The organism is Paraburkholderia sp. BL21I4N1 (assembly GCF_002973525.1).
In the GTDB taxonomy this organism is placed as follows: Bacteria; Pseudomonadota; Gammaproteobacteria; order Burkholderiales; family Burkholderiaceae; genus Paraburkholderia.
The window spans coordinates 629,613-639,630 of the sequence record NZ_PVEN01000003.1; the positions used below are offsets into that span (position 1 = coordinate 629,613).

General features: G+C 63.1%; 9 protein-coding genes. 6 read left to right on the plus strand and 3 right to left on the minus strand.

All coding sequences use genetic code 11. The features are described 5' to 3' along the window. Positions 1 to 41 precede the first annotated feature (41 nt). The gene (locus B0G83_RS12290; RefSeq protein ID WP_105507666.1) at positions 42 to 803 is read right to left on the minus strand and encodes a glycosyltransferase family 2 protein; all 762 of its coding nucleotides are present in this window, start codon (positions 801 to 803) and stop codon (positions 42 to 44) included. Between the two features lie 211 nt (positions 804 to 1,014). Between B0G83_RS12290 and msbA the strand changes: the two genes are divergently transcribed. Continuing rightward, positions 1,015 to 2,808 carry a lipid A export permease/ATP-binding protein MsbA gene (msbA, locus tag B0G83_RS12295; RefSeq protein WP_105507667.1) on the plus strand — a complete coding sequence of 598 codons (1,794 nt, stop codon included), beginning with the start codon at positions 1,015 to 1,017 and terminating at the stop codon, positions 2,806 to 2,808. Between the two features lie 22 nt (positions 2,809 to 2,830). Here msbA and B0G83_RS12300 read toward each other — a convergent pair whose 3' ends face one another. Next, positions 2,831 to 4,003, minus strand: coding sequence for a glycosyltransferase family 9 protein (locus B0G83_RS12300; RefSeq protein ID WP_105507716.1), 1,173 nt, complete (start codon positions 4,001 to 4,003; stop codon positions 2,831 to 2,833). Between the two features lie 589 nt (positions 4,004 to 4,592). Here B0G83_RS12300 and B0G83_RS12305 point away from each other — a divergent pair. Beyond that, the gene (locus B0G83_RS12305; protein WP_105507668.1) at positions 4,593 to 5,525 is read left to right on the plus strand and encodes a glycosyltransferase family 2 protein; all 933 of its coding nucleotides are present in this window, start codon (positions 4,593 to 4,595) and stop codon (positions 5,523 to 5,525) included. Positions 5,526 to 5,604: 79 nt separating this feature from the next. After that, on the plus strand, positions 5,605 to 6,450 hold the full coding sequence (locus tag B0G83_RS12310) for a glycosyltransferase family 2 protein (protein WP_105507669.1): 846 nt from the start codon (positions 5,605 to 5,607) through the stop codon (positions 6,448 to 6,450). Between the two features lie 34 nt (positions 6,451 to 6,484). Here B0G83_RS12310 and B0G83_RS12315 read toward each other — a convergent pair whose 3' ends face one another. Then, complete coding sequence (locus tag B0G83_RS12315; RefSeq protein WP_105507670.1) at positions 6,485 to 6,808, minus strand: hypothetical protein; 324 nt, start codon at positions 6,806 to 6,808, stop codon at positions 6,485 to 6,487. Between the two features lie 94 nt (positions 6,809 to 6,902). On the opposite strand from B0G83_RS12315, the gene B0G83_RS12320 reads away from it, so the two are divergent. The 3 genes from B0G83_RS12320 to B0G83_RS12330 all read left to right on the plus strand — a co-directional run. Further along, a complete protein-coding gene (locus B0G83_RS12320) occupies positions 6,903 to 7,826 on the plus strand; it encodes a recombination-associated protein RdgC (protein ID WP_105507671.1) in 924 nt (307 codons plus the stop codon). A 240-nt stretch (positions 7,827 to 8,066) separates the two neighbouring features. Next, complete coding sequence (locus B0G83_RS12325) at positions 8,067 to 8,402, plus strand: hypothetical protein (protein ID WP_105507672.1); 336 nt, start codon at positions 8,067 to 8,069, stop codon at positions 8,400 to 8,402. A gap of 66 nt (positions 8,403 to 8,468) precedes the next feature. Beyond that, a partial coding sequence (locus tag B0G83_RS12330; protein ID WP_258167870.1) for an HdeD family acid-resistance protein occupies positions 8,469 to 10,018 on the plus strand: 1,550 nt, incomplete at its 3' end.

The window sequence follows — 10,018 nt, forward strand, 5'->3', positions numbered from 1 at the left end:
GGCAGAACCTTTCACGGCCCACGCCGCGCCGTCGCCCGCACTCAGCGGCGCGTCTCATCTCCCAGCCGCGCCAGCTTCAAAAACCGGTAATACACCGTCTCCGCGTTGAATACCGCGATCATGAAACCGGCCCTGCCGTCCAGAAAGCCGCGCCGGAGCACGTAGGTCCGCACGAAGGCCCAGGTGCCGCGCCCAAGCGCCTTGCCGAAACTGCCGCGCTTGCCTGCCGCATGACGTTGCTTCGCGCCAGCGGTCGAATACGTGTCGAGCTTGCGCAGCACGGCTTCGAAGTCCTCGTACGAGTAGTGCATCAGCTTGCCGGTGAGTCGCCGCGCGGGCGTGTCGAACACCAGACGCTCGTGGACGAGGTCGTCGGAGAAACGGGCCGCGCCGCGTTTGAAGAGACGCGGAATCCAGTCCGGATACCAGCCGCTGTGATGAATCCAGTGGCCGCAGAAACTCGACAGGCGGTCTACCGCGTAGACGTCGGCGGTGGGCGCGAGCAGCGCGGCGCGGATCGCCGTGGCTAGTTCCGGTGAGACGATTTCGTCGGCGTCGAGGGAAAGAACCCAGTTGGTGGAAAGCGCCTCCACCGCACGGTTTTTCTGCGGGCCGAATCCCGGCCAGTCGATCTCTTCGATCACGCGGGCGCCGTGAGCGCGGGCGATATCCGCGGTGCCGTCGGTGCTGCCGCCGTCGATCACGACGATCTGGTCGGCGAACGATACCGCTTGCAGGCATTCGGCCAGCCGCGCCGCCGCGTTTTTGGTGATGATGGCGACGCCGAGGGTGGTTTCTTGCATGCCTGAATCAAGTGGAGGGCAAAGTGATGGAACGAGCCGCCAGTGAGTGGCCGACGGCTAGTTGCAGCAGCGAGTTGCAGCAGTATACACAGGCCATTCGGCCAGCTTCCAGCCGCCGCTCGCAACCGTTTACAATGCTCTTCTTTGAATTTCCTCGCGACGGTCATTCCGTCCGCCGCGCGGCAGCTGTCCCGCATTCCCAGAGGATTCCTTGAGCGCGAAGCCAACGTTAAGCAAACCCATCGGCACAGGCGAGGCGTCGTCGCCATCCGTCATTTTTCGGCGCCTGTGGCCGTATATCAAGCCGATGGTTTGGGTTCTCATCGGTGCGATCGTCGCAATGGCCATCAGTTCCGCGACCGACGCGGCAATTCCGGCCCTGCTCAAGCCGTTGCTGGACAAGGGCTTCGGCGCGCACGCCAACGACAAGACCAAATGGTTCGTGCCGAGCGCGGTGATCGGCCTCGCGCTGATTCGCAGTCTGTCGCAATACGCATCCGGCTATCTGCTCGCGTATGTGTCGAACCGGATCCTGCTCGAACTGCGTCTGAAGATGTTCAACCGCATGATTCACACGAGCGTCGCGTTTTTCCAGCGCGAAACCGCGAGTACGGTGATCAACGCGATCGTCTTCGAGGTGAACCAGATTCTCAACGTGCTGTTGAGCGTCATGGTCACGCTGGTGCGCGATTCGCTGACCGTGGTGTTCCTGCTCGGCTATCTGTTCTATCTGAACTGGCGTCTGACGCTGATCGTCGCGGTGCTGCTGCCCGCAATCGGCTGGCTGGTCGGCAAGATCAACCGTCGCTTGCGGCGCCTGAACCGCGAGCATCAATTGCTGACCAACGAGCTGTCGTACATCGTCGAAGAGACGGTGGGCGGCTACAAGGTCGTCAAGGTGCATAACGGTGAGCAGTACGAGATCGACCGTTTTACGTCGATGAGCAAGCGTCTGCGCGGTTACGCAATGCGCATGACCGTCTCCGGCGGCCTTGCGCAGCCGCTCACGCAGTTTCTCGCGTCGATCGCGCTGGCGGTCGTGATTACGATCGCGGTGGTGCAGTCGTCATCGGATCAGACCACGGTTGGCGGGTTCGTCGCATTCGTTACGGCGATGCTGCTGATTATTTCACCGCTCAAGCATCTGATGGACGTGAACCAGCCGCTGCAGCGCGGTATGACGGCGTGTGAGCTGATCTTCGGGCTGATCGACGAGCCGTCCGAGCCGGAAGGCGGTGGCAAGCCGCTCGAGCGCGCTCGCGGCGAAGTGGAGTTCCGCGACGTGTCGTTTAGCTATGGCGCAAGTGCCACGAACGATCGGCACACGCTGGACAAAGTGTCGTTCAAGGTAGCGCCGGGGGAAATGGTCGCGCTCGTGGGACCGTCGGGGAGCGGCAAGACTACGCTCGTGAATCTGCTGCCGCGGTTCTTTGATCCGACCGGCGGGGAGATTCTGGTCGATGGCGTGGCGTTGCCGGAATACGATCTGCACGCGTTGCGTGGGCAGATTGCCATGGTCAGTCAAGACGTGGTGCTGTTTAACGATTCCGTCGCCAATAACGTCGCTTATGGGCAGGTGGCCGATTCGGATAAGGTCAAGGCCGCGCTGCGTGCGGCTAATCTGTGGGATACCGTTCAGGCTATGCCGAATGGGATCGATACGCTGGTTGGGGACAATGGGTTGATGTTGTCGGGTGGGCAGCGGCAGCGGTTGGCTATCGCGCGGGCTATCTACAAAGACGCGCCGGTTCTTATTCTCGACGAAGCCACCTCAGCGCTGGATTCCGAATCGGAACGCCATGTGCAAGCGGCGTTGGAGACTTTGATGAAGGGGCGTACCACACTGGTTATCGCACATCGGCTGTCGACTATCGAGCGCGCGGATCGGATTCTTGTGATGGAGGCAGGCCGGATCGTCGAGCGAGGCAGTCATCGGGAACTGCTAGCGCAAGCCGGGTTGTACGCGAATTTGCACCGGATTCAGTTTCAGCAGGATGCGGCTTGAGACGAGCGCGGTCTGGCTATTCTCAAGCCACGACGCCCGGTTGATTGTCCGGACCCGCCGAACTCGACAAGCCTACCAACTGCGTCCGAATCGCGTTCATCACCGCCGTCGGCGCAATCTCGTCGACGTCGCCCGTACTCTGGATGCCAATCGAACGGCATGCCTCCGTCAGCCGCAGATAAGGCGGCTCACGGTCGGAAAACAGCGACACGCTCGGCGTCGGTGTGGAATGCGCCACGTGCATCAGGCCACCATCCGCGCCGACAAAAAGGCTCGCTTGCGCCGCCACTTCGCGTGACTGCAGCAACGTCAGCCGCGCAACGCACGAACTGATCTTCAGCGTGCCGAAGGTCCGCTTCAACAACACCTCCGCCATGGCCAGCCCGTTGTCCGAGCCAAGCAGCACGATCTGCCTCGGTATGCCAGGCTCGTCCGAGCGATCGAGCAGATCCAGCAATTCGCCCCAGCGCCCATAGGTGCGGTTCGCGTCGAGGCCGCCAACCGCCAGCGCGACGAACGGTTCGTTCGGCACCCACGCACGCACCGACTCGCACGTACCCGCCTTCGCAGCCAGATAAGGCTTGCTCAGCGCAACGATGCGCGCGGGCTCATGGCCCAGCGAAAACGCGTGATTCACGGCCGCGTAACTGAACGTGGTCTGGTTGCGGTCCGGGCCATAGAAATACTGGAACAGGCAGACGTACGGCAAGCGCCTGAAATGGCGCGTCTTCAGTTTGATGGACGGCAGGTTGAATTCCGACATCACGACCGCGTCGTACCGACGGCCAGCAAGCTGCTCCAAGTCGGAGTAGACGTGCTGGAAGACATCGTCTTCCTCGAATAGCTTCTGCAGGTTCGGTAGCGTGAACAGGTCGATGTCGAAACCGCGTTCTTTCAATAACGCGCGCCCGGACATGTCCATCGTCGCGTCGCCGACATTGCGCTTGCCGGTGTAGAGCCACAGCAGCCGCTTCGCGTCGGCGGCGCTGTTCAGTTCGAGACGGGATTGCCCGCGCCACTTGAGCAACCAGTGCTTGTGCAGGTACTTTTTGACGATTTTCGCTCGCGACGTCTTGCGAAGAAACACCTCGGGCTCGTGCGCAACACCCACGTAAGGGATGCGGGTGGAGCGCTCGACAGCGGTGTCCACGAAGCGTTTCACGGCGGCAGTCGCACCGCGGCAGAGCGCGCTCATCAATCGGTTCATTGCTCGACACTGGAAAAATGCGGAAAGAATCCTGAGGCCGGCCGCGCAGCGCCAGCCACGTCGTCATGACGGCGGCTTGCGGGGGCGGCCGAGTGGCCCGTATGGTACCAGCACGCTCCGGCAAGCTTACGCGGCCATTGTCGCGTCGCTGCCCAGGCTCGCGTCGCCGTCGCCGCGGTGGCTCCGGCGCGGCAAACCCCGCGTCATCGGCAACCCGCGCGGGCGCTGGCGTCCCGGCCGATTTGCAGGATCCGGACCCTAACCCGGTACAATGGCGAGGCCATCCTACCGGGTCGCACGGCAACTGTCGCGGCGGCCGGCTAAATTCATAAGACATGTCGACGCCCGCCCATTTTCCGTTTCTGAGCGTCAACTCACGAAGTTCGCTGTCAACGCTATTTCCGCTCAAGTTTGCGTCAGCCGGTCGGCGAGGCCTGCTCGATTCGCTTGACGATCGCGCGAGCGGCGTGTTGTCGACGGCGGTCGTGGTCATGTCGTCAGTCTTCCCGTTTCTGTCCCGCGGCGCCGAAGTTGCCCGTGTCGCGCGATCTCATTCAACGAGCTTTCCCGTCGCCTCATGTTCAGTATCCTGATTCCGAGCTGGAACAATCTGCCGTATCTGAAGCTGTGTATCGACAGCGTTCGCCGTCATTCGGCGTTCGATCACGAGATCATCGTGCACGTCAACGACGGCAGCGACGGCACGCTCGACTGGGTGCGCTCGGAAGGCCTTCTCCATACGTGGAGCACAGGTAACGTCGGCGTCTGTCTGGCGTTGAACGACGTGGCGCGCCTCGCCACCCGCGACTGGATTCTGTTCCTGAACGACGACATGTTCGTCACGCCCGGCTGGGACCTCGCGTTCGAGGCCAACCTGCGCTCGCTGGGGCATGCGTCCGCGTATCTGTCCTCGGTGCTGATCGAGCCGACCGATACCGGCAATGCAAACGTCACGGCGGCCAACTTCGGCAGCGGACCGGACGATTTCGACGAAGCCGGACTGCTCGAATACACCGCCGCGATGAAGTCGGCCGATCGCGACGGCGTCGCGTTGCAGCCCATGCTGATCAGCCGTCAGCTGTGGCATATGGTGGGCGGCTACAGCATCGAATTCGGTCCCGGCATGAGCAGCGACGACGACTTCCTGATGAAGCTCTGGCTGGTCGGTTGCCGCACGTTCCGCTCGGTCGGCGCGTGCCGCATCTATCACTTCGGCACCAAATCGACCGGCCGTATCCGGCGCAATCGCGGCGGCCGCGAATTCCTGATGAAGTGGGGCATTTCGCAGCGCGATTTCGCGCGCGACTACATTCGCCAGACGGCCGGCGCGGCGCCGGGTTCGCTGCCCAACGTGCCGAGCGCGCCGTTCAAAAGCCGCTTCAAGCGCGTGCTGTATGCGCTGGGCCGTTATCCGTTCGAGGATCTGGAAGGCTGGGAAGCGGACCTTCCCGCCAAGCTCACTTTCAACGATCCGTTCAACAAGCCGTTCGACAAAACGGCCAAAGACTAGACCGGGCGCAGCGCGATCCGCGCCGCGTCCCGGCGGCACGATCCGCTTGCATGGGCCATCACCACGGAAACCCTATTCGATGTTCTCAATCATCATCCCGACCTGGAACAATCTGCCTTATCTGCGGCTCGTGATCGAGAGCCTGCGGCGTCACTCGACGCACACGCATCAGATCATCGTGCACGTGAACGACGGCTCGGACGGCACGCTGGCGTGGGTGCGCGAGGAGGGCATCGAGCACACCGCATCGCCCGGCAACATCGGCATTTGCCATGCGGTGAATATCGCGGCGGCGCGGGCCACGCACGACTATATCGTCTACATGAACGACGACATGTACTGCTGCCCCGGCTGGGACGACGCGCTCGTCAAACGGCTCGCCCAAATGCCGGCCGACAACCTGTTCATGCTGTCGGGCACCATGGTCGAGCCGGTCGATTCGGGCAACCCCTGCGTGGTGGTGCAGAACTTCGGTCGCGACGTGGAAAATTTCCGCGCCGACGAACTGGTCGCGGCCACGCCGAAGCTGGTGCGTGCGGACTGGCGCGGCGCGACCTGGCCGCCCACGCTCGTGCATCGCGAGTGGTGGTACAAACTCGGCGGCTACAGCAGCGAATTGAGCCCCGGCATGAGCAGCGACAACGACTTCTCGATGAAATTGTGGGATGCCGGTTGCCGCGTGTTCCTGGGCGTCGGCGATAGTCTGGTGTATCACTTCCAGCAGAAGAGCACCGGCAAGGTCGTGAAGAACGACGGGCGTCGTCAGTTCCTCAACAAGTGGGGCATGACGCAGGCCACGTTCGACCGTTATTTTTTGCGGCGCGGCACGGCGGTCGAAGGCAGCCTGGCGGTGAGCGAGCCGGAACAGAACGGCCGTTTGCGGCGCGCGCTGTTCAAGTCGCGCATCAAGCGCGCGTTTAGCTGAGGCCCGTCAAACCGCTAGCGGCCGGGCGCAACGCTCACACGCCGCCCGTCACCAAGGGCAGCACCGTCAAGTCCGGGTGCGTGCCTTCCACGATGCTGCGCCCCACGTGCACGCCTTCGTACAACGCTTCGTCATGTCCGGCGAAGCTTTCCTCGCCGTCCGCATGAAACGGCACCGCATGGCCGGGAATCGCCGGATCGGCGCCCGGATGGCAGACGTAGCCGACATACGTGTAGCGGTTATCCGACAAGGCTCGCGCGGCGCCGCCTTCGCCCGGCGGAGTCTTCGGAAAGGGCGCCACGTGAATCTCGAAACCCTCGTATTCCACCATTTGCCAGGGTGCGGTTTCGTCGGCCATGAACGCCTCCTTCCAGATCGTGCCTCTCAAAAAGTGTAGGTGATTTTGCCGTCATATAGAATGACGCGCCCTGCTCCAAACACGACCGTCGCCCATGTGGTTCAAAAATCTTCAGTTGCACCGTCTTCCCGCTCCGTGGTCCGTCACCCCCGAACAGATGCAGAAGTGGCTCGCGCCGCACGCCTTTGCGCCCGGCAATACCGTCGAGATGCAGAGCCACGGCTGGGCCTCGCCGCGCGACAACGACTCGCTGGTGTATGCGCTCAACGGCCAGATGCTGCTGGTGTTTCGCACCGAAAAGAAGTTGCTGCCGGCTTCGGTGGTCACGCAGGTGACCAAGGCCCGTGCCGCCGAACTCGAGGAACAGCAGGGCTTCAAACCCGGCCGCAAGCAGATGCGCGAACTCAAGGAGCAGGTCACCGACGACCTGCTGCCGCGCGCGTTCAGCATCCGCCGCGATACGCGCGTGTGGATCGATTGCAAGAACGGTTGGCTGGTGATCGACGCGGCCTCGCAAGCGGTTGCCGATGAGGTGCGCGGCCTGCTGGTGAAGTCGATCGATCAACTGCCGCTCGGCACGGTGCGCGTCACGCAATCGCCGGTCGCCGCCATGACGGGTTGGCTGCTCTCCGGCGAAGGCCCCGCCGGCTTCACGCTCGATCAGGACACCGAGTTGCGCTCGCCGAGCGAAGGCAACGCGACCGTGCGCTATGTGGGTCATACGCTCGACGCCGAAGACATGCGCCGTCATATCGAAGCCGGCAAGCAATGCATGCGACTCGCGATGACGTGGAACGATCGCGTGTCGTTCGTGCTGACGCCGTCGCTGGTGATCAAGCGCATCGCGGCGCTCGACGTGCTGAAAGAAGCCAGCGATCCCACCGCGCAAAACGACGACGAACGCTTCGACTCCGACGTCACGCTGATGACAGCGGAACTCGACCGCATGCTGTGCGATCTGCTCGATGCGTTGGGCGGCGAGCAGGACGTTGCAATGCCGCAGGCCGCGGCGGCCTGAGGCCGTTTCTTCCTTGCGTTCGAGAGTTGCAGGCCGGCGCGCGCTCATAGGCTCGCGTCGGTGCTCATTAAGCCGAATTATGCCTATCTGAATCCGGCTTAATAAAATTTACCCTTCATGTCCCGGCCGTCACACTGCTTGTGCTGACGGTGCAAGCCGTCAGGAACTTCCGATCCATCGACGCGCGCCGGGCCTGTCCTCGCTTTCATGCCGGCCGCGTCATCCTGACCAGGACCCGACATGAAATTCGCCCCCTTGATGATTGCCTTCGGCCTTGCTTGCGCCGCTGCCGTGCCGGCCTCGGCCAGCGCAACCGACGCGAAGTATCCGCCCGCCCCATTGCCGGCTTATGCGCAGGACGAATTGCAGCGAGTCGTCAATGCCGCGACCGGTGCGCCGGCTGTCCTGAGCGCGCCGCAAGGCGAGGCGAACGCGCCTGCTCGTCCGGCTGGCTTGCAGAACGATTCGTATGTCGCGCCGCGGGATGAAACGCATACCGCCGCAAGCGCAAATTTGGGGAAACGCGAGGGACGTGCGTCGAAACCGCGTCGCCATGAGAAGCACAAGTACGTGTGAGTCCCATCCGCGCAAACATGGTTAAGATTGCGATCAGAAGCGCGCGTCCGTCACGGAGGTTTGCCGATGGTCCGTCTGGTCATGATTCTGCTGGGAGTCGATTACCTGCGTACGCGCTGGCGCACATTGCAGTTGATCGGCTGGGTGAGTCTGCTGCTCGGTCTAGTGGTGTTCGTCGACGCGCTCGACAACGCGCTGTATTTTCCGATCACGCCATTTGCGTTGCTGCTGCTGCTCGAAGGTCTCGCCACGCTGGCCGTCGCGTGGACCGGCATGGGCGGGCAGCGCACGCTGCGCTATGTGAAGGGCCTCGCGTTCTGCTGCGCGGCCGCGCTGATTCTCGCCGGCCATCATCACGGCAACTTCATCCTGTCGATGATTTTCGGCACGCTGTTTCTGGCCGACGGTTTATTGCAGATCGTCTCGGCCAGAGTGGTCCGCTACCGCACGTGGCGGCTCGCGATGATAGGCGGCGGCGTTGAAATTGCGTTGGCGGTTTTTTTCTACCAGCCGTACCCGACGCACTATGTCGGCACCGTGCCGTATTGTCTGGGCCTTGGGCTGATATTCGGCGGGTGGAACATGATTCTGCTGAGCACGCGGGTTCGGCGGATGGCGTCGAATCCGGCAGTGGCCGGCGACGAAGCGGCGGATGGCGGGAATGCTGCCGCAAGTGCTGCAAGCACCGCAAGCACCGCAAGCAGCCGCAACCCCAAAGCGCCGCACCGACTGCCCACGCTCGAATGGGACGGCCCGCCAGGCGCCGACGAAGCCGCACTGACCGTCCACGTGTGGACGCCGGTCGGTACCGCGAAAAGCGAGGCGCGCCGCCAGCCGATTGTCGATCGTTACATCGCGGCGGTGGATCGCAACGGTGTGATTTCCACCGGCCATGCCGCGCTCGAATCGCCCGAAGGCATTTACATCAGCCTTTACCCGGGCGTCGAGATCGATCGCTCACCTGACGATTTCGCGCGACTCCTGCGCGCCACGCGCGAGAACGACGTGCCAGGCGTGTTCCAGCTCGACTACCCGACCGAATCGAAAGCGTGGTGTCCGTCGACGGTGCAGGTGCGCATCCGCAATTACGATCCGGTGCGTCTGCGCCGCTTCTGGGACACCTATCGGGAGGACGCCACCTACAACCTCACGCATCGCAATTGTTCGAGCAGCGTGTCGCGCGCGCTGGAAGCGGCGATCGAGGGTGCATCGGCGCGCGTGTGGGGCGATCTCGGCGGATGGCGGCCGTTTTTGCGCGTGGTCACCACGCCGGAACTGTGGGTCGCCGCGCAGCTGCGCAAACGCGCCGCGACGATGGCATGGACGCCCGGCCTCACGCTCGACTACGCGCGCGCCCTCAGCATGCTGGCCGACCCGCGGCCGTCGGGCTGGGTCACGATGGCGCGCGTCGCCGTGCGCCGAATGGTTCGTTCGCGCCGTCAATGGCGGGAGGAGGCGCGCAACGCGCCGGCGGCGCAGGAAGCACAGGAAGCACAGGAAGCACAGGAAGCACAGGAAGCACAGGAAGCACAGGAAGCACAGGAAGCACAGGAAGCACAGGAAGCACAGGAAGCACAGGAAGCACAGGAAGCACAGGAAGCACAGGAAGCACAGGA